We start from the raw sequence: 22,361 nt of genomic DNA on the forward strand, positions 1-22,361 counted from the left end.
GGACGATCGTGGGCATGGCCGGTGAATTCAAACGGGACATGAACTACATCGACACCCGCATCACCGCGGACGGGCGGGACGGCTACCCGGTGGAGCCCGGGCGCTACCGGCTGGTGGTGGCGCGGGCCTGCCCGTGGGCGAACCGGGCGGTGATCGTGCGACGGCTGCTCGGGCTGGAGCCCGTGCTGTCGATGGGCATCGCCGGGCCCACCCACGACCAGCGCAGCTGGCGCTTCGACCTCGACCCGGGCGGGCGCGACCCGGTGCTGGGCATCGAGAGGTTGCAGGAGGCGTTCCTGGCGCGCTTCCCCGACTACGACAAGGGGATCACGGTCCCGGCGATCGTCGACATCCCCACCGGCCAGGTCGTCACCAATGACTTCCCGCAGATCACCCTCGACTTCTCCACCGAGTGGCGCGAGCACCACCGGCCCGGTGCGCCCGAGCTGTACCCGGAGGACCTGCGCGCCGAGATCGACGAGGTCGACGACCTGGTGTTCCGGGTCAACAACGGCGTCTACAAGACCGGGTTCGCCGGGTCCCAGGACGCCCACGAGAAGGCCTTCTCGGAGCTGTTCGAGGCGATGGACCTGCTCGCCGAACGGCTGTCCGGGCAGCGCTACCTCGTCGGCGACACCATCACCGAGGCCGACGTGCACCTGTTCCCGACGCTGGTCCGCTTCGACGCCGTCTACCACGGGCACTTCAAGTGCAACCGGCACAAGCTCACCGAGATGCCGGTGCTGCGGGACTACACGCGAGACCTGTTCCAGACACCGGGTTTCGGCGACACGATCCACTTCCCGCAGATCAAGGAGCACTACTACGTGGTGCACCGCAACCTCAACCCGAGCGGCATCATCCCGGCCGGCCCGGACCTCTCCGACCTCCTGCAACCCCACGGCCGGGACCGCCTGGGAGGCCGCCCCTTCGGCAACGGCACCCCACCCGGGCCGCCACCGGAGTCCGAGCGGGTTCCGGGCTTGGGGTGAGGGACCGGCAGCGGGACGGTTTTAGCCCAAATTGTCCGGGCAAAACGGACATTGATCATGGGTGATTATGGCTAAAACCGTCCCACTGCCCAGGGCTCAGCCCTTGAGGTCGGGGAACTGGTCGTCGCGCCACTCCGTCGGTTGGGTGCCCTCGTCCTCTTCGCGGGCGCGCAGCTCGACCCGGCGGATCTTGCCCGAGATCGTCTTCGGCAGCTCGAAGAACTCCACCCGCCGCACCCGCTGGTACGGGGCGAGGTGCTCGCGCGCGTAGCGCAGGATCTCGAACGCCGTGGTCTCGTCGGCCTCGTGCCCGGGGGCGAGCGCGATGTAGGCCTTGGGCACCGCGAGCCGCACCGGGTCCGGTGCCGGGACCACGGCCGCCTCGGCGACCGCCGGGTGCTCGATGAGCACCGACTCCAGCTCGAACGGGCTGATCTTGTAGTCGCTGGCCTTGAACACGTCGTCGGTGCGGCCGACGTAGGTGATGTAGCCGTCCGAGTCGATCGTGGCGACGTCCCCGGTGTGGTAGTAGCCGTCGGCCATCGCCGCGTCGTTGCGCTCGGAGTCGTCGCGGTAGCCGGTCATCAGCGACAGCGGGTTCTGCGCGAGGTCCAGGCAGATCTCGCCCTCACCGGTGCCCTCCACCGGCCGACCCGTGGCCGGGTCGACCAGCACCACCGGCACGCCCGGCAGCGCGCGGCCCATCGAACCGGGCCGCACCTCCGAGCCCGGCGTGTTGGCGACCTGCGCGCTGGTCTCGGTCTGGCCGAACCCGTCGCGCAGCGTCAGGCCCCACGCGCGCTGGACCTGGTCGATGACCTCCGGGTTGAGCGGCTCGCCCGCCCCGATGACCTCGCGCAGCGTGCCGGGCCGCTCGCCGAGGTCGGAGTTGATGAGCATCCGCCACACCGTCGGCGGCGCGCAGAACGTCGTGACCTCCTGCTCCCGCAGCCGCCCGAGCAGCATCGCCGGGTCGAAGCGGCGGTAGTTGACCACCAAGATCGTGGCCTCGGCGATCCACGGCGCGAAGAAGCACGACCAGGCGTGCTTGGCCCAACCGGGCGAGGAGATGTTGAGGTGCACGTCGCCGGGCTTGAGCCCCAGGAAGTACATCGTGGACAGGTGCCCGACGGGGTAGGAGATCTGGGTGTGCTCGACGAGCTTGGGCCGCGAGGTCGTCCCGGAGGTGAAGTAGTACAGCAGCGGGTCGCCCGGAGCCGTGCCCGGGTGGTCCACCGGCGACGCCGGCAGCGACGCGGCCTCGCGCAGGTCGGCCCACCCGTCGGCCGGGCCGACGCTGATCCGCCCGTAGTCGCCGGGAACCTCCGCGAACTTGCCGGTGTCCTCGGGGTTGGCGATGACGTGCGCGGCGCCGCTGCGCGCGATCCGGTCGGTCAGCTCGGCGGGGCCGACGGCGGTCGTGGTCGGGACGATGACCGCGCCCAGCTTCATGATCGCCAGCATCGACTCCCACAGCTCGACCTGGTTGCCGAGCATGAGCACCACCGGGTCGCCGCGGCGCACGCCCCGGTCGGACAGCCACGCGGCGAGGCGATCGGAGGCGGCGGCCATGTCGGCGAAGCTGCGCCGCAGCTCGGACCCGTCCTCCTCGACGATGACCAGCGCGGGGGAGTCGTTGCCGCGCGCGATCGCGTCGAACCAGTCGATCGCCCAGTTGAACCGGTCGCCCAGCTCCGGCCAGCGGAACTCGGTGACCGCCCGCGCGTGCTCACCGCGCAGCCCCAGGAGCTGGTCGCGGCTTTCCCGGTAGGCGCCGGTGACGTCCATGCGGATTCCCCTTCGAGTGCGACGACGCTGTCGGTGAGCAGGGTGCACCGACGTTCGGGTCGGACACTACCCACTCATGGGGGTAGCGAGATCGGGTGCTCACCGGGTATTCCAGCTTGGTGCACCGGCGGGGAGGGCGCATGGACGACGACGTCGCGGTGGCCGAGTGGATCGATCGGTTGCTGCCGGAGCGGCTGAGCTGGCTGGCGCGCTCGACCGGCATCCCGGTGGTGTTCGGCGGCGGCACGTCGACGACGCCGGAACGCCTGGTCATCGGTCGGCTCCGGGGCACGTTCGGGTCGGGTCTGCGGGGCCTGGAGGTCGGGCCGGGCACCGGCCTGGGCGGCCGCGTGCTGCGCGACCGCGCCGCGCACCGGGTCGATGACTACGCCCGCACCGCCGACATCACCCACGAGTATGACCCGATCGTGGTCAGCCAGGAGCGGCTTACGTCGGTGTTCGCGCTGCCGATCACGATCGGCGAGTCGGTCCGGGGAGTCCTCTACGGAGCGGCCCGCGATCACCGCCCGGTCGGCGACCGCACGCTGCGCACCGCCGAGGTCGCCGCGGCCCAGCTCGCCCGCGACGTCGAGGACCGCCTGCGCCCGGAACCGGACGTACCGGACCCGGATTCAGCGGACGATCCCCTGGCCGAGCTCGCCGCGGTCATCGCCGAAACCGGCGACGACGGGCTCCGCGCCCGCCTCACCCGCATCCACCACCGGCTCGGCGGCGATGCCCCGGTCCCGGCGGTCGCGTTGGCGCCCCGCGAGCTCGAAGCCCTGCGCCTGGTGGACATCGGCGCCTCCAACGTCGAGATCGCCGCCCGCCTCGGCCTCAGCCCCGAGACGGTCAAGACCTACCTCCGCAACGCCACCCGCAAGCTCGGAGTCCGCAACCGCACAGCAGCAGTCCACCAAGCCCGCAAAGCCGGCCTCCTGTAACCGGGGTAGTTATCACTAAAACTGTCCTCTGACGACCACCCCGAACACCCGCACGAACCACCGACCCCGGAACGAATGACGCTGCGGTTGTGCTGTGGGTCGCGAAGTTTTCATGAAAACTGCGCCACCCACCACTCACTCCGATCGCGCCCCGTCGACGACCTCACCCGGGAGTTGTTGTTGGCGCAGCGCTGCCGCGAGTTCTTCGAAGACCTCGGCTGCGGAGTCCCGCTCGGCTCGGGTGCAGCGGTGTCCCGCGAGCCGGTGGGCGATGTCGTCGAGGAGCCACTGGGTCTTGCGGACGAGCACGGCGAGTCGGCGTTCGGGCGTCATCGGCGGCTCTTGCGGACGCAGTCGTCGCACCGGGGGCGCAGGGTGCTGGGGTGCCCGGGAGCAGCCCACATGATCGGGGTCCCGCACACGGCGGTGGTGGTGCCCGACGCGGCCAGATGCACGTCCAGGTCTCGCAAGGTCGGTGCCGGAAGCCAGCGGCGCGTGATCATCTCCAGGTCGTTCATGCCGCTGATGTCGGTCGTCTCTCGGCCACGGCGTAGGGCATCCGGGTGGGGCATCTCGGGGCAGCTTGGGGCACGGACGCGGGAGGTGCGAGTCTGAGCGGGTGCACGGACGAAACGACCGCCTGCGCGAGGCCCGGGAGGGCACGCCGTCGCCTCGCGTGCCGGGATCCGGACTGTCCCGTCAGGAACTCGCCGATGCCGTGAACGCGTGGCTCGCCGAGCACACCGGTCGAGCCGGAGCGCTCGACGGGCACTACGTGGCGCGGCTCGAGCGCGGCGCGGTCCGGCGTCCCGGCCGCGACTACCGCGCGGCGCTGCGATCGGTTCTCGGGGGTTCGGACGTCGACCTCGGCTTCGCCGATCCGCCGAACGCGTCGGCGATCGATCCGGAAGGCGTCATGACCCGGGCGGAGACCGACCGCCTCATCGGGATCACCACGAATCCGGCGCGGGTCGATGACGCGGGTCTGGACGCCGTGGCCGGGGTGCTGGCCTCGGTGCGGCGCTTGGAGGACGAGACCTCGGCCGCTGATGTGCTGCCGTCGGTGAGAGCGCAGACCGATCTCGCCGAGCGGATGGCTCGGTGTGCGCGGGCCGGTTTGCGTCGTCGTGCGGTGGGTCTGCTCTCCGAACTCCACCAGTACCAGGGATGGCTGAGCATCCCGATGCAGCGATGGGACGCGTCGAGGACGCACCTGGATCGAGCTGCGGTGCTGGCTCTGGAAGCCGACGACGCGCACCGGTTGGCGACCGCGTTGAGCTTCCAGGCGTACCGGGCGATGCGGCAGGACGACCTGACCGCAGCGTCCGCGCTGTCCGAGGCGGCCTCCAGAGACGACCGGGTCGGCGGTGGCCTGTCGATCTACCTCCGCTTCCAACGCGCGGAGATCCTCGCCCGCTCCGGTGAACGGAGTGAGGCCGCCCGCGCACTTTCCCGAGCCGACGGTCTGATCGACCAACTCCCACCGCAGGAGGAACTGCCCAGCTCCGGTTACTGGTACACCGCCGCCTTCTTCCTGGGGCAGCGCGCTTTCGTGCTCGACGCGCTCGGCGACCGCGCGGCAGCACGAGAAGCAGCCCGCGCTTGCCTGGCGGAAATGCCCGTGGAGTGGGCGAATTCGGAATGGGCCGTCCGCCGCCGAACCCTCGCCGAGGCGTGAACGAGCCTCCTCGACATGTTTTCGTGGGTGGGCGCAGTTTTCATGAAAACTGCGCCCACACAAGGAGGTCAGATGTGGCGTCCTCCGGTGACTTCGAGGACCGTGCCCGTCATGTAGCTGGACATGTCGCTGGCGAGGAAGGTGGCGACGTCGGCGACTTCGTCGGTCGTGCCGGTGCGGCCCATCGGGATCTCGGCGAGCTTCTGGGCCTTGACGTGGTCGGGCATGACCTCGGTCATCGGGGTGTCGATGAAGCCGGGTTGGATGGCGTTGACCCGCACGTTCTTGAACGCGACCTCCTTGGCGGCGGCCTTGGTGAGGCCGACGATGCCCGCCTTGGCGGCCGAGTAGTTGGTCTGGCCGACCATACCGACCTTGCCGGAGATCGACGACATGTTGATGATCGAACCACCGCCGGTTTCACGCATGATGCCCGCGGCCTGGCTGGTGCCGTTCCAGCAGCCGCGCAGGTGCACCCGGATGACCTCGTCGAACTGGTCCTCGGTCATCTTGCGCATGGTGGCGTCGCGGGTGATGCCGGCGTTGTTGACCATGATGTCGAGGGAGCCGAAGCGGTTGGTGGCGGCGTCGAGCAGGCGAGTCACGTCCTCGCCGGAGGTGACGTCGCAGCGGATCCCGAACGCCTCGGTGGGCAGGGTTTCGGCGGCGTCGTGGGCGGTGTCCTCGGCGAGGTCGCCGATGACGACGCGAGCCCCGTGCGAGGCGAACCTGCGGGCGATGGCCAGCCCGATGCCCTGGGCGGCTCCGGTGATGACGGCGGTGCGTCCGGACAGCATGGAGTTCCCCTCCGCAGAAGTGGTCATGACGTGCGCTTCTTCTCGGCTCGGACCAGGCCTCCGCCGATGATGAGGCGCTGGATCTCGCTGGTGCCCTCGTAGAGCCGCAGCAGGCGGACGTCGCGGTAGAGCCGCTCGACGGGGACGTCGCGCATGTAGCCGGTGCCGCCGTGGATCTGCACGGCCAGGTCGGCGGCCTTTCCGGCCATCTCGGTGCAGTAGAGCTTCGCCGCCGACGGGGCGATGCGGCGGTCCTCGCCGGTGAGGTACTTGACGGCGGCGTCGCGGGCGAGCGCTCGCCCGGCCATCACCCCGGTCTGCTGGTCGGCGATCATGGCCTGCACCAGCTGGAAGTCGCCGATCGCGGTCCCGCCCTGGGTGGCGGTGGCGGCGTAGGACACCGACTCGTCCAGGGCCCGCTGCGCGCACCCGACGGCCAGCCCGGCGATGTGGATGCGGCCCCGCGCCAACGAGGTCATGGCCGCGCGGTAGCCGACGTCCCCGTCGGAGCCCACCAGCGACTCCGGTCCCACCCGGACCTGTGAGAACGTCACCGACGCGGTCCGCGAGCCCTCCTGGCCCATCTTCGCGTCGTGGGCGCTGACCTCGATACCGGGCGTGTCACCCGGCACCAGGAACACGGCGATGCCGTTGCCGGATTCCGGGGCCGGTCGCATCCGGGCGAAGACCACGAACAGCCCGGCGTCGGTGGCGTTGGTGATGAACTGCTTGCCGCCGTCGATGACCCAGCCGTCCCCGTCGGCCGTGGCGGTGGTGCGCAGCCCCGCCGGGTTGGAACCGGCGCCGGGCTCGGTGAGCGCGAACGACGCGACGACCTCACCGGAGGCGATGCGCGGCAGCCAGCGGGCCTTCTGCTCGTCGGTGCCGAAACCGACCAGGACCTGGCCCGCGATGCCGTTGTTGGTGCCGAACATCGACCGCAGCGCCAGGGAGGTGTAGCCGAGCTGCATCGCCAGCTCCACGTCCTGCACCAGGTTCAGGCCCAGACCGCCCCACTCCTGGGGGATGGCGTAGCCGAACAGCCCCATCTCGGCTGCTTGCGCCCGCAGATCGGCGGGGACCGCGTCGGTGTTCATGATCTCGGTCTCGCGCGGCAGCACGCGGGTGCGCACGAAGTCGGAGACCTGCGCCAGGACGTCGCGGAAGACATCATCGGGAACTTCGGTGCTCATACCCACCACCGTCGCTCACGGATCAACCGGAGTCCACGCAGAACCCGGGACGCGTCCTGGCTGCGCCGGGTCGCCGAGGGCTTGTCATCGTTCGCCGGTTTTGCGGGCTTGGGTGGCTTCGTGGGCTGCTTTGTTGGCGTCGCCTGTGGTGGCGGCTCTGGTGGCGAGTTCTCGGTAGGTGAGGGGGTTGCGTTCGAAGTGGCCTTCGTGGGCCGCGATGGCCTCTTTGCGGGTGTGGTGCTCCGGGTGGCGGGACTCGAAGTCGCGGCGGGCTTCGGCCGCGCGGCGCCAGTGGGTGATCGTGTCCCGGTCGCCGTTGTTGAGGCCTTCCCAGGACTTCGGGGCCGCCGACATCGCCGGGGGCGGGGCCGCTCGGCCGTGCATCGCCGGGGACGGCGGGCGGCGGCGGGTCGCGGCGCCGCAGTCCGGGCAGGGCGGTGCGGGGGAGGACCACGACGGGACCCGGCGCTCGAACGTGGTGCCGCAGGTGCAGGTGTAGTCGTACATCGGCATGGCTGCTCCTCCGGGAGACCGGCCGGCCCCGCGCGGGACCGGCCGGGACGGTGGGTCAGGTGTAGTAGTTGCCGGGTCCGGTGCGGAGCTGGGTGATCTGCTCCGGGTCGTGCCCGTAGATCACCTGGGCGTTCGTGCGCTCCTGGATGCCGCGGATCTTCTCGGCCGACTCCAGCCAGGCCACCGAGTCGTAGACGATGCCTGCGCCGATCGCCGGTGGGCCGTAGGACTCCTTGCGGTACAAGGCATCCGAGGCGAAGATCATCGTTCCGCTGTCGGCGAGGTCGACCTGCAGGCTCATCGTGCCCCAGGTGTGGCCGGGCGTGCTCAGCAGCGTCACGCCTGGCAGCAGCTCGGTGTCGCCGCGGACCGTGTCGAGCTCCAGGCCGTCGTAGTCGGACTTGATGTGGGCGCCCTTGTTGTAGCCGTCGAAGGAGAAGGCGCCCTCCTTCTCCCGCTCGTCGACGAGGATCCTGGTTCCCGCGCTCTGCCAGAACTTCGCGTTGGCCGCGTGGTCCATGTGCAGGTGCGACAGGACCAGGTAGTCGATGTCGTTGGGTTCCAGCTTCAGCTGCTTGAGGCGGGAGTCCAGCCACTCCTCCTCGGGCACGGTGTCCACCGGGAAGAACTGGTCGAGGCCCGTCGGGCCCCAGCGGTCCTCCCAATCGCGCGGCACGCCCGCGTCCCACATCAGCTTCTGCCCGTTGGGGTGCTCCAGGTAGACGACGTGGGTGGGCACCGGCACCCAGTCGCGCTGCTTGGACGGTTGGGCCTGGCTGGCCATCCGGGACGGGTCGATGAGCAGCCACGTCAGGTCGGCGTGCATCGTTCCGGTCGGGATGATGGTGACCTTGATCTTGTCGTTGTCGGACATGCCGAACCTCCCTCACTCGTGCACGATCACGCCTCGGATGAGCTTGCCCGCCTTGAGGTCCTCGTAGCCCTCGTTGACCTTGTCGAGGGTGTAGTTCTTGGTGATGAGCTCGTCGAGCTTGAGCCGCCCGGTGTTCCACAGCCGCAGCAGCTTGACGATGTCGTACTGCGGGTTGCACGAGCCGAACTGCGCGCCCCGGATCACCTTCTCGTTGCGGGTGAACATCGCGCTCGGCAGCTGGATCGTCAGGTTCTCCGGGTTGGCCTGCCCGACGACCACGATCGTGCCGCCCTTGCCGACGATGTCGAACGCCTGCCGCACCACGACCTCGTCCATCACCCCGACCGTCAGGATCGCCTGATCGGCGCCCTCGCCCCAGGTCAGCTCGTTGACCTTGGCCGCGGCCTCGTCGGCGTCGGCGAAGACGTGGGTCGCACCCAGTTCGAGCGCGGTCGTGCGCTTGAACTCCACCGGATCCACGACCACCACGTACTTGGCCCCCGCGTACGCCGCGCCCTGGACGGAGTTGATCCCGACCCCGCCGGAGCCGTAGATCACCGCCGTGTCACCGGCTTTCACCCCACCGGCGTTGACCGCCGAACCCCAGCCGGTCGGCACGCCGCAGCCCGCCAGCACCGCCACCTCCAGCGGCAGCCACGGGTCGACCTTCACCGCGGAGCGGGCCGGGATCGTGGCGCGCTCGGAGAACGTGCCGAGCATGCACATCCCGCCCAGGTCGCGGCCGTCGCGGTGGAAGCGGAAGGTGCCGTCGGGCATGTGGCCCTTGAGGATGTTCGCGCCGAGGTTGCACAGGTTGGAATGCCCGGAGGCGCAGTAGCGGCACACCCCGCAGCTCGGCATGAAGCTGCACACCACGTGATCGCCCGGCTCGACGTGGGTCACGCCGGGACCGACCGCCTCGATGATCCCGGCCCCCTCGTGGCCGCCCACGATCGGATAGCGCGGCGAATCGCCGTAGACGCCGTCGGTGAGGTGCAGGTCGGAGTGGCACAGCCCGGAGGCGGTGAACTTGATCTGCACCTCGCCGACGCGCGGTTCGTCGACGTCGAGTTCGACGATCTCGAACTCTTTGCTTCCTTCTTCCAGGACTGCAGCACGGGACTTCATCGGCCACCTCTGCGGATCGGGAGGGAACGAGCTCTGATGGAGGAATCCGGGGTCCAGCCCCGCACGCGGGCCCGCCGGGAAGACCGGCTGGGCGGGCGGGATCGACGGCTGGACGGCTCAGCGAAGCACGCACACCGGAGATCGCGCCCGGATATGTACGGCCAAAACTCGGTCAGTTTCACTCCGGCCTGGTCGGGTGTCAAGGTAGCAGCGCGAAAGCGAGTTGTGCCAACGCAGTTCGGCCCGCGTGCTCGGCGTTGACAGGAGTTGTTCGGGCTCGCACGATTGGCCGTACATTCTTCCGCGCTCGGTGAGCCCGGAAGCCGTCCCGCGCGGCCTGCGCTGCGCACGATCGGGAGCGCGGATGGACTCGACCGCTGAGACGCTGGCGCGGTGGGCGCACGAACTCGACCCGGACCCCGACGACCTCGCGCTGGCGCGGCGGTCGCTGCTGGACACCCTCGCCGTCACCCTGGCCGCCCGCGACGACGAGCTGGTGCGGCTCTCCGCCGAGCTGCCGGACGCGGCGCGCTGGGCCGCCGTCGGGCACGTGCTGGACTTCGACGACCTGCACATGGAATCGACCACCCACATCAGCGTGGTGTGCGTGCCTGCGACTTTGGCGGCCGGTGGCGACGCCCGGGCCTACCTGGCCGGGGCGGGCGTGATGGCGCGGATCGGGGTGGCGCTGGGCTGGTCGCACTACAGCAGCGGCTGGCACGCCACCTGCACGGCGGGCGCCCCGGCCGCCGCGGTGTGCGCCGGGATCGTGCTCGGGCTGCCGGCCGAGCGGTTGGCCACGGCGATGGCGCTGGCCGTTCCGGCCGCCGGGGGAGTGCAGCGGGCCTTCGGCACCTCCGGCAAATCGCTGCAGGTCGGCTTCGCCGCCGAGGCGGGCGTGCGCGCGGCCCGGCTGGCCGCCGCCGGCGCGACCGCCGACCCGACGGCGCTGGACGCCTGGTTGCGGCTGGTCGGAGGGGACCCGGACCGGGTTGATGTCACCGGCCCGGCGGTGCCGGGTGGGCTGGCGATCAAGATGTTCCCCTGCTGCTACGCGCTGCAACGCCCGATCAGCGCGCTGCGCGAACAGCTCGCCGACGTCGAGGCCGCGGCCGTGGAGGAGATCCGGGTGCGCACGCCCGCCGGGACCGTGCAGCCGCTCATCCACCACCGGCCGAACACCGGGTTGCAGGGCAAGTTCAGCATGGAGTACGCCGTGGCGGCGGCCCTGCTGGACCCGCACCCCGGTTTCGGGAGCTTCACCGACGAGGCCGTGACCAGGCCAGAGGCGCAGCGGCTCGTGCGCCAGGTGACCGTGGACGAAACCCCGGGCGGTGACTGGCTCCTCGACGGCCGCGTCGAGATCGGCCTCCGGCTGCGCGACGGCACGAGCCGCGAGGCCTCCCTGGAACTGCCTCCGGGATCGCCCGGGCGTCCACCGTCGGAGGCGGACCTGGCCGCCAAGATCGCCGATTGCGGAGCTGAAGCACTGCTGTCCGAAGTGGACTGGACGAGCGCGTCGGCACTGCTGGCCGAACACTTCCCCGGAACCGAGAAGAAGGAAACCGCGTGAGCTCCCTCAGCGAAGAAGAGCAGGCGATCGTCGACACCGTCCGCGACTTCGTCGACCGCGACGTGCGCCCGGTCGCCCGGGACCTGGAGCACGCCAACGACTACCCCGAGGTGCTCATCGAGCAGATGAAGCGGCTCGGCATCTTCGGCCTGGCCATCCCCGAGCCCTACGGCGAGGTCGCGGTGTCGGCGCCCTGCTACGCGCAGGTCACCGAACAGCTGGCGCGCGGCTGGATGAGCCTGGCCGGGGCGATGGGCGGGCACACCGTGGTCTCCAAGCTCCTCCACACCTTCGGCACCGAGGAGCAGAAGCAGCGCTACCTGCCGAAGATGGCCACCGGCGAGATCCGCGCGACCATGGCACTGACCGAACCCGGCGGCGGCTCCGACCTGCAGGCGCTGACCACCAGCGCTCGCCGCGACGGCGACCACTACGTGATCAACGGATCCAAGACCTGGATCACCAACGCCCGCCGCTCGCAGCTCATCGCCCTGCTGTGCAAGACCGATCCCGCCGCCGAACCCCGGCACAAGGGCATCAGCATCATCCTCGTCGAGCACGGCCCCGGCCTGACCGTCTCGCGCGACCTGCCCAAGCTCGGCTACAAGGGCGTGGAGAGCTGCGAGCTGTCGTTCACCGACCACCGGGCCCCGGCGGACGCGCTGCTCGGCGGCGAGGAGGGGCGCGGGTTCGCGCAGATGATGAAAGGCCTGGAGATCGGCCGCATCCAGGTCGCCTCGCGCGCGCTCGGGGTGGCGCGCGCCGCGCTCGACGACGCGCTGCGCTACGCGCAGGAACGCGAGAGCTTCGGCAAACCGATCTGGAAGCACCAGTCCGTCGGCAACCACCTCGCCGACATGGCCACCCAGTACACCGCGGCCCGGCAGCTGGTGCTGCACGCCGCCGAGCGCTACGACAGCGGCGAGCGCTGCGACATGGAAGCGGGCATGGCCAAGCTGTTCGCCTCCGAGGCGGCGATGGAGATCGCGCTCAACGCCGTGCGGGTGCACGGCGGCTACGGGTACTCCACCGAGTTCGACGTGGAGCGCTACTTCCGGGACGCGCCGCTGATGATCGTCGGCGAGGGCACCAACGAGATCCAGCGCAACGTCATCAGCTCCCAGCTGATCGCCCGCGGCGGCCTCGACGCGTGATCCGGACGCCACGGGCCGTCAGGTGACACAATCGCCCGTGATCCCACGGGTGCGGCGAGGTGCGATGAGCAGCAAGGACCAGACCGGCGAAGCGGCGTACAAGGTTCTCGCCCGCGAACTGCGCGAGGCGATCCTGCAGCGCCGCTACGTCGACGGCACGCGGCTGCCCACCGAGGCCGAGCTCGCCGCCGAGCACCGGGTCAGCAGGCAGACCGTGCGCCGCGCCTTCCACGACCTGGTGGCCGAGGGCATGGTCTACCGGGTGCCCGGGCGCGGCACGTTCGCCGCGCCCCGCGACGGCCAGTACCTGCGCCAGTTCGGGTCCATCGAGGACCTGATGGGCCTGTCGCTGGACACCCAGCTGGAGGTGCTGCGGCCGTTGCGGCGCCGCGTCGACGTCGACGCCGCCAGCAGGCTCCGGCTCGACAGCGACGCCGTGCACACCGTGGTGTTCCGGCGCACCCACGACGGAGAAGCCTTCTGCCACACCGCGGTTCACCTGCACCCCGCCGCAGCCGCCGTGCTCGCCGACGTGCCGGAGCTGACCGAGAAGGGCGCGGTCAGCGACGCCACCATCATCGGCCTGCTCGACACCCGGCTGTCCAACCCCATCGCCGAAGCCGAGCAGAGCATCACCGCCGCCGCTGCGGAGAAACCCCTGGCCGACGCGCTGGGCTGCACCATCGGCGATCCGCTGCTGCGCGTGGACCGCATCTACCTGACCACCGACCAGCACCCGGTCGAGCTGGCCATCAACCACTTCCTGCCCGAGCAGTACTCCTACCGCGTCAAGCTCCGCCGCAGCACCCACTGACCCGAACCAACCCCTATTCCCCCGGCAGGTTCGATCATCACGGGTGGTCGACGAGCGGCAGGCGGTAGTGTCGCCGGTCATGGGAGATCATTTCCAGTGGATCGCTGACGTCGAGGTCGGTGAGAGCGAGGAGGCGGAGACCGCCGAGAAGCTCAAGCGATGGCTCGTCGACCTGGGCATCATCGTGCCGGAGGAAACGCCCTGCGCCATCAGCACTCCCGGACACCGGCCGGGTTCCCACTTCACCCGCGCGCTGGAGGACGGGGAGGTCGACGCCGACCCGGCGGGCATGGACGGTGTCGAGATCCACGTCGGCCGGACGGTGTTCTACCCGGGCCAAGGGGAGCCGGGTCCAGCGGAGTGCCCGCGCTGCGACCGCGTGTTCGGCGATTTCGACATGGAGTCGCTGGAGTACGAGGACGATCCGCAGATCCGCGCACTGATCGCGGCAGCGCAGCGGTGGGACGAGGGCGGTGCGGCCGAGGTCGGGTGTCGCGTCTGCGGGCAGAGCTCGCACCTCAACGACTGGCGTTGGGGCTACGGTGCTCTGGCTCTCGGCCGGGTCGGGCTCACGTTCTGGAACTGGCCCGAGCTCTCGGACGACTTCACCCGGCAGATCGGTGAGCGCCTCGGGCATCGGGTCCGTCACGGCCTGCAGCAGAAGCTCTGAGTCCAGCACTCCCAGAGCGGGCCGAAACGGACGATGGATCCGCCGGGTTTTGTTGTAGTCGTGTGACTCGACTCGGGTGAACGGGCCGTTATGTTGCGCCGGAACGGTTCGATGCCCCGAGGGAGTGGCTGTGTACGAACAGGTCCTGGATCCGCTGTTCGGCTCGTTGGGATGGAGTGCGCTGGCCGCCGCGTTGCCGCTGCTGGTGCTGTTCCTCCTGCTGGGCCTGGTCCGGATGGCGGCGTGGAAGGCCTCGCTGATCGCCCTGGTCGTCTCGCTGGCGATCGCGGTGCTGGTCTACCCGATGCCGGTCGGCCCTGCGCTGCTGTCGGCGACGCTGGGTGCGGCGTTCGGGTTCTTCCCGATCCTGTGGATCGTGATCAACGCGATCTGGGTCTACAACATGACCGTCACGACAGGGCATTTCGACGTCCTGCAGCGGACCTTCTCCCGCGTCAGCGGTGACCGCCGGATCCAGGCGGTGATCATCGCCTTCTGCTTCGGCGCGCTGCTGGAAGCCCTCGCGGGCTTCGGCACCCCGGTCGCCATCACCACGGTGATGCTGCTGGCGCTGGGCTTCTCGCCGATCACCTCGGCGGTCGTCGCCCTGGTCGCCAACACCGCCCCGGTCGCCTTCGGCGCCCTGGCCTCGCCGCTGGTGACGCTGGCCAGCGTCACCGACCTGCCGCTGTCCGAGCTGGGCGCGATGACGGGCCGCCAGACCCCGATCCTGGCGGTGGTGGTCCCGATCGTGCTGGTGGGCATCATCGACGGCCTCAAGGGCGTTCGCGAGACCCTGCCCGCGACTCTGACCTGCGGCATCACGTTCGGTCTGGCCCAGTTCGTCGCCGCGAACTACATCTCGGTGCCGCTGGCTGACATCGTGGCATCGCTGGTCGCCGCGGGTGCGACCGTGCTGCTGCTCAAGGTGTGGACCCCGCAGGGCGCCGCCGAGTCCGAGGCCGCTGCGCAGGCCGACTCCCGTGCTGTGATCGCCCGCGCCTACGCCCCGTACCTGATCATCATCGCGGTGTTCGTGGTGGCGCAGATCGGCCCGGTCAGCGACTTGCTGGACGCGGTGACGGTGAAGTTCAACTGGCCGGGCCTGCACGTGGCCAACGCGGCGGGCGAGGAGCTGTCGCTCACCGAGTTCAAGTTCAACTGGCTCACCAGCGCCGGCAGCCTGCTGCTGATCGCCGGACTGCTGAGCATCGCCGCCATCCGCATCAGCGGCCGCGACGCGCTCGACCGCTACCTGGGCACCTACGTCCAGTTGAAGTGGCCGATCGTCACGGTGATGTCGGTGCTGGCCATCGCCTACGTCATGAACGCCTCCGGCCAGACCGCCACCCTGGGCAACTGGATGGCGGGCGCGGGCGGGATCTTCGCCCTCATCGCCCCGATCCTGGGTTGGCTGGGCACCGCGGTGACCGGCTCGGACACCTCGTCCAACTCGCTGTTCGGCGCGCTGCAGGTCGCCGCCGCGAACAAGGTCGGCATCGACCCGGTCCTGGCCGCGGCCTCCAACGGTTCCGGCGGGGTGCTCGGCAAGATGATCTCGCCGCAGAACCTCGCCATCGCGGCGGGTGCGGTCGGCATGTCCGGCAAGGAGGGCGACATCTTCCGGCGGGTCCTGCCGTGGAGCGTCGTGTTCCTGGTGGCGATGTGCGCGCTCGCTTACCTGCAGTCCCTGCCGGTCCTCGCCTGGATGGTGCCGTAGCGGGCCGGTTTTCCCACTCTGAAGTTGTCAAGCAGCAAGCCCTCGCGGGGCCGTGGATGTCGTTGGCGGTTCAGAGATCGGTGTCTGCGGTGCGTGGTCGTGGGATCACCTCCCGGATGAGTGGGCGGTTGGCGGTGGTCAGCGGTGTCGAACGCATGTTCCCCATTGTGCACGGCGGGAATCGAAAACACGAGCGAAAAACCATCGCTCGATGGGGTGATCACCGCTGTCCGGCCCGTGAGGCGATGTCCGCGAGGGGTGCCGGGCCGGTGAGCGCGGGACCTGGTTGACCTCCGCTGGGCGGGAACGTGCATCCTGGGGCGGTGAGAACCGGCGCCGCGAGCGCCTTCCCGGCCACCAGGGGGAATGCATGTCCGACAACGAACGCCCGGAGATCGATCTCTCGCGCGACCCGAACCCGGGCGTCCCGAACCACGCCCGGCCCGAGGGTGCCGGCGTGGACCCGCTGATCGACCTCTCCCGGGACCCGAACCCCGGCGTCCCGAACCACGCCAAGCCCGACGATGAGGACTGAGGCGCTGACGCATGACGGCCCGCGATCGGAATCCGATCGCGGGCCGTCGTCGTGTCGGGGCTCAGCTGAGGCGGTCGTCCTTGATCGCGTCCAGGAACGCCGCGAAGCTCTTCGGCGACGTGCGTAAGACGGGCGAGTCCTCGCCCAGCTTCGAATCCCGGATGAAGGCCGAGCCGGGCACGTTGGTGGCCACCTCGACGCACTGCTGCGCGCCACCGCTGCGACTGGACTTCCGCCACGCCGGGGAGTTGGTCGGGTTGCTCACGTACTAGTCCTTACCCAGGTAGTTTTCGATCAGCTTTCGCGAGTCGTCCGGCGAGACTGAATCGTTTTCGGCTTGATCGAACGCCAGGGTATATGCGCCCACGGACTTGATGTAGTCCGCGCCCGTGATGGTTTCGACGTAGGCGATCGTCGTGCGCGCCTTCTCGATCCAGAGCAACGTGAACGGGCAGCTCAGCCCTGCGATGGCTCAACCGTCCGAAATGGACTGGATACTGGCGCCGTCGTGCCTGGAGTGCGTGCGAGTGCTGTCCGGGCGGCCGGGGGAGTAGTCAGCGGTTCTTCAGCGCCGTGCCGGAGAGGGCGAGCTGGCGGCTCTGGGCGACGAGGCGGCCTCGGGAGTCGTAGACGGCGGCGTCCTCGTTGAACCAGCCGTCGGCGCTGAGCGCGTCGCAGCGGGTGTAGCCCGCGACCGGGCCGGGGGCCGGGAGGGCGCGCAGCTGGTAGGTGAGCTCGACGGTCGGGCACCAGCCGCTCTGGCCGAGGCCGAACACCGTCGGCGGCAGCATGTCGACGGCGACGATGAGCGTCAGCGGGTCGAAGTCGGTGCCGTCGGTGAGCTCCATCCAGCCCCGCACCTCGCCGTCGTCGGTCTCGCCGCGCAGGAACGCGGTGGAGTGCGGGTCGAGGCGCAGGTTGAGGTGGCCGAGGAGTCCGCCGTCGGTGGGCATCCGGTGGTCGGGGCACTCGTCGATCGGTTTGATCGGGGGTTGCTGCGCGGCTTCCCACTGGTGCGCGGCGTCGGAGATCTCGCCGGCGGTCACGGTGGCCTCGATGCAGACCTTGCCGTTCTGGACCAGGCGGGCGTGGGCGGTGCTGAACAGGCGCCCGCGCTTGACCCGTTCGGTGTGCAGCTCGACCTCCCCGGCGTCGGGCGAGCGCAGGAAGTGGGCGCTGACGGCCAGCGGGTGCGACCGCTGCGCGGTCCGCAGCGCGGCCTTGGTCAGCAGCGCCATCATGTAGCCGCCGTGCGGGTTCTTCCCGATCGACCACTCGCTGTCCAGCGCGGCGGTGTGAACGCCCGCGCGGAGCTCGGACAGTGCCGTTGCCTCGGCGAATGAACGCATGCGCGGAACAATACCTGTCCGGACGAGTTCCGGAATGCTGCGCGAATCCGCGCGGGCGGACGTCTTGCGTTGGAACAACCGATGATGTGACCTGGATTACGCAGGTCGGGTTGATCGCTGACGAAGGAGTCGGTCATGAGCAGAATGCGCTTCGGGGTCTTCCTCGCACCCTTCCACCCAGCGGGACAGAACCCGACGCTGGCGATGCAGCGCGACCTGAAGCTGATGGAGCACCTCGACCACGTCGGCTTCGACGAGGCCTGGATCGGCGAGCACCACTCGGCGGGCAGCGAGATCATCGCCTCGCCGGAGATCTTCATCGCCGCCGCAGCCGAACGCACCCGCCACCTCAAGTTCGGCACCGGCGTGACCTCGATCAGCTACCACAACCCGCTGTGGGTGGCCGACCGGATGGTGATGCTCGATCACCTGACCAGGGGTCGCTCGATGCTCGGCGTGGGGCCGGGATCGCTGCCCACCGACTCGGCGATGATCGGGCTCAACCCGACCGACACGCGGGAACTGCTCGACATCAACTTCGACATCATCATGCGGCTGTTGGCCGGTGAGACCGTCACCGAGCAGACCCCGACGCACAAGCTCGTCGACGCCCAGCTGCAGCTGCGGCCCTACACCGAACCCCGCTTCGACATCGCCGTCGCGGCCGTCGCCTCGCCCACCGGCCCGCGCCTGGCCGGGCGGCACGGCACCGGGCTGCTGTCCATCGGAGCCACGCTCACCCAGGAGGGCTTCGACGCGCTCGCCCACCACTGGAACGTGGTCGAGGAACGCGCCGCCCACTTCGGCCAGCCCGCGCCGGACCGATCCGGGTGGCGGCTGGTCGGCCTGATGCACATCGCCGAAACCCGCGAGCAGGCCTACAAGGACGTCGAGTACGGCATCGAGCAGTGGTTCACCTACTTCCAGAAGGTGGCGGCGTTCCCGCAGATGGCAGTGGACGGCACCAACATCCGGGAGATGATCGACTTCATCAACGAGGCCGGCATCGGTGCCATCGGCACCCCCGAGGACGCCCGCGCGCAGGTGCAGCGGCTCGCCGACCAGTCCGGCGGGTTCGGGGCGATGCTGCTGCTCGCGCACGAGTGGGCCAATCCCGAAGCCACCCGGCGCTCCTACGAGCTCATCGCCCAGGACGTCATGCCGCACTTCCAGGGCCCGGGCATCAGCCACCACGAATCGACCGTGCGCGCCAAGCAGCGCGCCCGCGACACCCGCAGCGGGCACGCCCAGCAGCAGCTCGCGGCGGTCGACCACATGACGGAGAAGTACGCCAAGGAAGTCGCCGACAGCTGACCGGACGCACCGACGTGATCGAGGTTCGAAGGAGAACGCGCGATGTCGTTGGAACCCGCCTCCCAAGCCTTCCTCGCCGAACTCGCCGAATCCGGCGACCCCCCGATGCACGAGTCGACCCCGGCCGTGGCCCGGATGAGCGGGCCGATCCTGTCCGGGGTCAGCGGTCCCGGCCCGGAAGTCGGGTCGGTGCGCAACCTCAAGCTCGACGGCGACGGCGGTTCGTTCCGGGTGCGCGTGCTGCGGCCCGAGGGTGAGCCGCAGGCCGTGCTCATCTACTTCCACGGCGGCGGGTGGGTGATCGGTGACATCGACCTGCAGTACGACCACCTCGCGCGGAAGCTGACGAACCTGACGAACTCCACCGTCGTGCTCGTCAACTACCGCAAGGCGCCGGAACACCCCTTCCCGGCCGCGATCGACGACAGCTTCACCGGACTGGCCTGGGCGGCCGAGCACGCCGACGAGCTCGCGCCACCCGGCGCCCCGCTGATCGTGGCCGGGGACAGCGCGGGCGGCAACATCGCCGCGGTGATGACCCTGCGCGCCCGGGAGAAGGCGTGGCCGCGCATCGACTACCAGGTGCTGGTGTACCCGGTGACCGACTGCGACCTCGACCGCCCGTCCTACCACGTGCCCGAGAACCAGCTGATGCTGCGCAGGGACTCGATGCTGTGGTTCTGGGGTCACTACCTGCCCGACGAGAGCGCGCGGCGGCGGCCGGACGCCTCCCCGCTGCGCGCCGGGACGCACGAGGGACTGCCACCGGCGCTGGTCTACGTCGCCGAGCTCGACCCGCTGCACGACGAGGGCGTCGCCTACGCCGAAGCGCTGCGCGCCGCCGGGGTCCCGGTGGCGCTGGAGGAGGCCGAGGGGCAGATGCACGGCTACTTCCAGATGGTCAACATCCTGCCCGGCGCCGAGACCGGGCTGGAGCTGGTCGCCAAGCACGTCAACGAATTCGTCGCGCGCTTCGGGGAGGAGTCGGCATGACCGATCACGACGCGATCGTCATCGGGGCCGGGTTCGCGGGCCTGTACCAGCTGCACCGGTTGCGCCGGGCGGGTTTCGACGTCCGCGGCGTCGAGGCCGGGGGAGACGTCGGCGGGACCTGGTACTGGAACCGCTACCCGGGTGCGCGCTGCGACATCGAGTCGATCGAGTACTCCTACTCGTTCGACCCGGAGCTGGAGCAGCAGTGGGACTGGACCGAGATCTACGCCGCCCAGCCGGAGATCCTCGCCTACGCCCAGCACGTCGCCGACCGCCACGACCTGCGCGGCGACATCGCGTTCAACACCCGGGTCGAGGCGCTGGACTGGGACGACGAGGCGAACCGGTGGACGGTGACCACCGACGACGGGACGACGAGCACCGCGCGGTTCGTGATCGCGGCGACCGGATGCCTGTCGGTGCCGTCGAAACCGGAGTTCCCGGGACGGGAGGACTTCCGCGGCGAGCAGTACTGGACGTCGAGCTGGCCGCACGAGGGTGCGGACCTGTCCGGCAAGCGCGTCGCCGTCATCGGGACCGGGTCGTCCGGGCTGCAGACGATCACCGCGATCGCGCCGGTCGTGGCGAGCCTGGTGGTGTTCCAGCGCACCCCGTCGTACGCGATCCCGGCCCACAACGGACCGGCCCGGGAACGGCTGCGCGAGGTGCGCGAGCACTACCCGGAGTTCCGCGAGCTGAGCCGGCTGGCCAAGACCGGCCGCCAGTGCGGTGACGAAGAAGCCGGCTGGTACGTCGAGACCGATCCCGAGACCGCCGAGCGGGAATTCGAAAGGCGTTGGCTGGAAGGCGGATTGTGCTACACCCAGACCTTCCAGGACCTGCTGCGCGACGCCGAGGCCAACGAGGCCGCCAGCGAGTACGTGCGCGCCCGGATCCGGGCGAAGGTCGACGACCCGGTCACCGCCGCCAAGCTCAGCCCCACGACCTACCCGGTCGGGACGAAGCGGATGTGCGTCGACACCGGCTACTTCGAGACGTTCAACCGGGACACCGTGTCCCTCGTGGACATCAACGAGGAACCGATCCGGCGGATCACCGAGCGCGGCATCGTCGCCGGCGACACCGAGCACGAGGTGGACGTCATCGTGTTCGCCACCGGATTCGACGCCATGACCGGCGCCCTCAACGCCATCGACATCCGCAGCGGTGGGACGACGCTGCGCGAGAAGTGGGCGGCCGGTCCGCGCACCTACCTCGGGTTGATGTCGGCGGGGTTCCCGAACCTGTTCACCATCACCGGTCCGCAGAGCCCGTCGGTGCTGTCGAACATGATGACCTCGATCGAGTACCACGTGGACTGGATCACCGACGCCCTGCAACACCTGCGCGAGCACGGCCTGGAGCGCATGGAACCCGACCAGGCGGCCGAGGACAACTGGGTCACCACCACCAACGACGTCGCCGACCTCACCCTCATGCCCCGGGCGGCCTCCTGGTACATGGGCGCCAACATCCCCGGCAAGAAGCGCATCTTCATGCCCTTCGCCGGCGGCGTCGGCACCTACAAGCAGTACTGCGACGGCATCGCCATCTCCCACTACCACGGCTTCGAACTCACCTGATCCACCCGATCGAGCCACTCAAGACGAAAACCGGGGTTTTTGACCGGTCAAATACCGCAGTTTTTGACCGGTCGAAACCTGCGGTATTTGACGAGGCGCGGCCTAGCCGGTCTTGTGATGGTGGGCGAGGTGTGGCCGGATCTTGTCGTGGCAGACCTGGTCCCGTAGCTTCGCTTGCGCGGGATTCCAGTCGTTGAGCCTGAAACGAACGGGAATCGGGCCGGTGGGGGTGCCTCGTCGCGGGGTTCGAGCTCGCGGAGGATGTCGCACATGAGGCGGTGCGCGAGGACCGCTTTGCCGACTCCTGCGCATCCAAGAATCACCAGGCGTTCGCTGGCGATCTCCCTGTAGGTCTGGAGAATGCTGGTGAACTCACCAGATCGAGGCGCTTTTTCGTGATTCGTGAGAGCCTGTTCCTGAACTTGATCTTGGGTGGTGGGTGGGTGCGGGCATGAGAAGGGACTCCTGGTAGATCGGTTGATGCCTAGTCATCCGCTCTACCGAGGAGTCCCGAGGTGTCATCGTGCCCGAATGCGTCGCTGGTTCACGCGCGGGGTGGGCAATGCTGCCTGCTGGCCACCTCGCATCGCCCTTCACGCAGGTCACGTCGCTATCCCTCGGACATGAGCGAGGCGCAGTGGGCGGTCATTGAGCCGCTGCTACCGACGCCAGGATGGCTGGCCGGTCGAGGCGGACGTCGAACCAAACACTGCCGCCGCGAGATCGTTGACGCGATCCTGTACGTGGTC

Annotated in this window: 24 protein-coding genes; 13 read left to right on the plus strand and 11 right to left on the minus strand. The window is 69.6% G+C overall.

Annotated features, from left to right (window positions below; translation table 11 throughout):
* Positions 1-14: 14 nt before the first annotated feature.
* Positions 15-992, plus strand: a complete 978-nt coding sequence (locus BM424_RS15615) for a glutathione S-transferase family protein (protein WP_175548111.1) — start codon at positions 15-17, stop codon at positions 990-992.
* Between the two features lie 96 nt (positions 993-1,088).
* Here the strand turns inward: BM424_RS15615 and BM424_RS15620 are convergent, their stop codons facing one another.
* Positions 1,089-2,780: an AMP-binding protein gene (locus BM424_RS15620; protein WP_093418117.1), complete on the minus strand. Its 1,692-nt coding sequence runs from the start codon at positions 2,778-2,780 to the stop codon at positions 1,089-1,091.
* A gap of 140 nt (positions 2,781-2,920) precedes the next feature.
* Here BM424_RS15620 and BM424_RS15625 point away from each other — a divergent pair, with 140 nt between their 5' ends.
* Entirely contained in the window at positions 2,921-3,724 is an 804-nt protein-coding gene (locus tag BM424_RS15625) for a LuxR C-terminal-related transcriptional regulator (RefSeq protein ID WP_093418120.1), read from the plus strand.
* A 135-nt stretch (positions 3,725-3,859) separates the two neighbouring features.
* Here the strand turns inward: BM424_RS15625 and BM424_RS15630 are convergent, their stop codons facing one another.
* Both BM424_RS15630 and BM424_RS15635 read right to left on the minus strand, forming a co-directional pair.
* Positions 3,860-4,057 carry a hypothetical protein gene (locus tag BM424_RS15630; RefSeq protein ID WP_093418122.1) on the minus strand — a complete coding sequence of 66 codons (198 nt, stop codon included), beginning with the start codon at positions 4,055-4,057 and terminating at the stop codon, positions 3,860-3,862.
* The gene (locus BM424_RS15635; protein WP_093418125.1) at positions 4,054-4,242 is read right to left on the minus strand and encodes a hypothetical protein; all 189 of its coding nucleotides are present in this window, start codon (positions 4,240-4,242) and stop codon (positions 4,054-4,056) included. The genes BM424_RS15630 and BM424_RS15635 overlap by 4 nt, the downstream gene beginning before the upstream one ends.
* 101 nt (positions 4,243-4,343) lie before the next feature.
* Here BM424_RS15635 and BM424_RS15640 point away from each other — a divergent pair, with 101 nt between their 5' ends.
* Positions 4,344-5,402 carry an NsdA family TPR-like regulatory protein gene (locus tag BM424_RS15640; RefSeq protein ID WP_245775873.1) on the plus strand — a complete coding sequence of 353 codons (1,059 nt, stop codon included), beginning with the start codon at positions 4,344-4,346 and terminating at the stop codon, positions 5,400-5,402.
* 68 nt (positions 5,403-5,470) lie between these two features.
* Here BM424_RS15640 and fabG read toward each other — a convergent pair whose 3' ends face one another.
* The 5 genes from fabG to BM424_RS15665 all read right to left on the minus strand — a co-directional run bounded on the left by fabG (position 5,471) and on the right by BM424_RS15665 (position 9,907).
* Complete coding sequence (gene fabG / locus BM424_RS15645; RefSeq protein ID WP_217649719.1) at positions 5,471-6,226, minus strand: 3-oxoacyl-ACP reductase FabG; 756 nt, start codon at positions 6,224-6,226, stop codon at positions 5,471-5,473.
* Positions 6,223-7,392 carry an acyl-CoA dehydrogenase family protein gene (locus BM424_RS15650; protein ID WP_175548112.1) on the minus strand — a complete coding sequence of 390 codons (1,170 nt, stop codon included), beginning with the start codon at positions 7,390-7,392 and terminating at the stop codon, positions 6,223-6,225. Before BM424_RS15650 ends, fabG begins: the two co-directional genes overlap by 4 nt.
* A gap of 84 nt (positions 7,393-7,476) precedes the next feature.
* On the minus strand, positions 7,477-7,905 hold the full coding sequence (locus BM424_RS15655) for a zinc ribbon domain-containing protein (protein ID WP_093418132.1): 429 nt from the start codon (positions 7,903-7,905) through the stop codon (positions 7,477-7,479).
* A gap of 55 nt (positions 7,906-7,960) precedes the next feature.
* Positions 7,961-8,779 carry an N-acyl homoserine lactonase family protein gene (locus BM424_RS15660; RefSeq protein ID WP_093418134.1) on the minus strand — a complete coding sequence of 273 codons (819 nt, stop codon included), beginning with the start codon at positions 8,777-8,779 and terminating at the stop codon, positions 7,961-7,963.
* 12 nt (positions 8,780-8,791) lie between these two features.
* Positions 8,792-9,907, minus strand: coding sequence for an NDMA-dependent alcohol dehydrogenase (locus BM424_RS15665; RefSeq protein ID WP_093418137.1), 1,116 nt, complete (start codon positions 9,905-9,907; stop codon positions 8,792-8,794).
* Between the two features lie 364 nt (positions 9,908-10,271).
* Between BM424_RS15665 and BM424_RS15670 the strand changes: the two genes are divergently transcribed.
* From BM424_RS15670 to BM424_RS28855, 6 genes are all read left to right on the plus strand, one after another.
* A complete protein-coding gene (locus tag BM424_RS15670; protein ID WP_093418140.1) occupies positions 10,272-11,480 on the plus strand; it encodes an MmgE/PrpD family protein in 1,209 nt (402 codons plus the stop codon).
* Positions 11,477-12,634, plus strand: a complete 1,158-nt coding sequence (locus BM424_RS15675; protein ID WP_093418142.1) for an acyl-CoA dehydrogenase family protein — start codon at positions 11,477-11,479, stop codon at positions 12,632-12,634. Before BM424_RS15670 ends, BM424_RS15675 begins: the two co-directional genes overlap by 4 nt.
* A 64-nt stretch (positions 12,635-12,698) precedes the next feature.
* Entirely contained in the window at positions 12,699-13,448 is a 750-nt protein-coding gene (locus BM424_RS15680; protein WP_093418145.1) for a GntR family transcriptional regulator, read from the plus strand.
* 79 nt (positions 13,449-13,527) lie between these two features.
* The gene (locus BM424_RS15685) at positions 13,528-14,118 is read left to right on the plus strand and encodes a hypothetical protein (RefSeq protein WP_139274075.1); all 591 of its coding nucleotides are present in this window, start codon (positions 13,528-13,530) and stop codon (positions 14,116-14,118) included.
* Between the two features lie 130 nt (positions 14,119-14,248).
* Positions 14,249-15,838: an L-lactate permease gene (locus BM424_RS15690; RefSeq protein WP_093418150.1), complete on the plus strand. Its 1,590-nt coding sequence runs from the start codon at positions 14,249-14,251 to the stop codon at positions 15,836-15,838.
* A 370-nt stretch (positions 15,839-16,208) separates the two neighbouring features.
* Complete coding sequence (locus BM424_RS28855; protein ID WP_175548083.1) at positions 16,209-16,373, plus strand: hypothetical protein; 165 nt, start codon at positions 16,209-16,211, stop codon at positions 16,371-16,373.
* Between the two features lie 61 nt (positions 16,374-16,434).
* Here BM424_RS28855 and BM424_RS15695 read toward each other — a convergent pair whose 3' ends face one another.
* The 3 genes from BM424_RS15695 to BM424_RS15700 all read right to left on the minus strand — a co-directional run bounded on the left by BM424_RS15695 (position 16,435) and on the right by BM424_RS15700 (position 17,722).
* A complete protein-coding gene (locus tag BM424_RS15695) occupies positions 16,435-16,638 on the minus strand; it encodes a DUF397 domain-containing protein (RefSeq protein WP_093418152.1) in 204 nt (67 codons plus the stop codon).
* Positions 16,639-16,641: 3 nt separating this feature from the next.
* The gene (locus tag BM424_RS28860; protein WP_342742623.1) at positions 16,642-16,842 is read right to left on the minus strand and encodes a Scr1 family TA system antitoxin-like transcriptional regulator; all 201 of its coding nucleotides are present in this window, start codon (positions 16,840-16,842) and stop codon (positions 16,642-16,644) included.
* An 85-nt stretch (positions 16,843-16,927) separates the two neighbouring features.
* Complete coding sequence (locus tag BM424_RS15700) at positions 16,928-17,722, minus strand: thioesterase family protein (RefSeq protein WP_093418155.1); 795 nt, start codon at positions 17,720-17,722, stop codon at positions 16,928-16,930.
* A 135-nt stretch (positions 17,723-17,857) separates the two neighbouring features.
* Between BM424_RS15700 and BM424_RS15705 the strand changes: the two genes are divergently transcribed.
* From BM424_RS15705 to BM424_RS15720, 4 genes are all read left to right on the plus strand, one after another.
* Positions 17,858-19,036 carry an LLM class flavin-dependent oxidoreductase gene (locus tag BM424_RS15705; RefSeq protein WP_093418157.1) on the plus strand — a complete coding sequence of 393 codons (1,179 nt, stop codon included), beginning with the start codon at positions 17,858-17,860 and terminating at the stop codon, positions 19,034-19,036.
* Between the two features lie 42 nt (positions 19,037-19,078).
* Positions 19,079-20,029: an alpha/beta hydrolase gene (locus tag BM424_RS15710; RefSeq protein ID WP_093418160.1), complete on the plus strand. Its 951-nt coding sequence runs from the start codon at positions 19,079-19,081 to the stop codon at positions 20,027-20,029.
* A complete protein-coding gene (locus BM424_RS15715) occupies positions 20,026-21,612 on the plus strand; it encodes a flavin-containing monooxygenase (RefSeq protein ID WP_093418162.1) in 1,587 nt (528 codons plus the stop codon). Before BM424_RS15710 ends, BM424_RS15715 begins: the two co-directional genes overlap by 4 nt.
* A 623-nt stretch (positions 21,613-22,235) precedes the next feature.
* A partial coding sequence (locus BM424_RS15720; RefSeq protein WP_139274076.1) for a transposase occupies positions 22,236-22,361 on the plus strand: 126 nt, incomplete at its 3' end.

The sequence above is a fragment of the Saccharopolyspora flava genome (assembly GCF_900116135.1).
Lineage (GTDB): Bacteria > Actinomycetota > Actinomycetes > Mycobacteriales > Pseudonocardiaceae > Saccharopolyspora > Saccharopolyspora flava.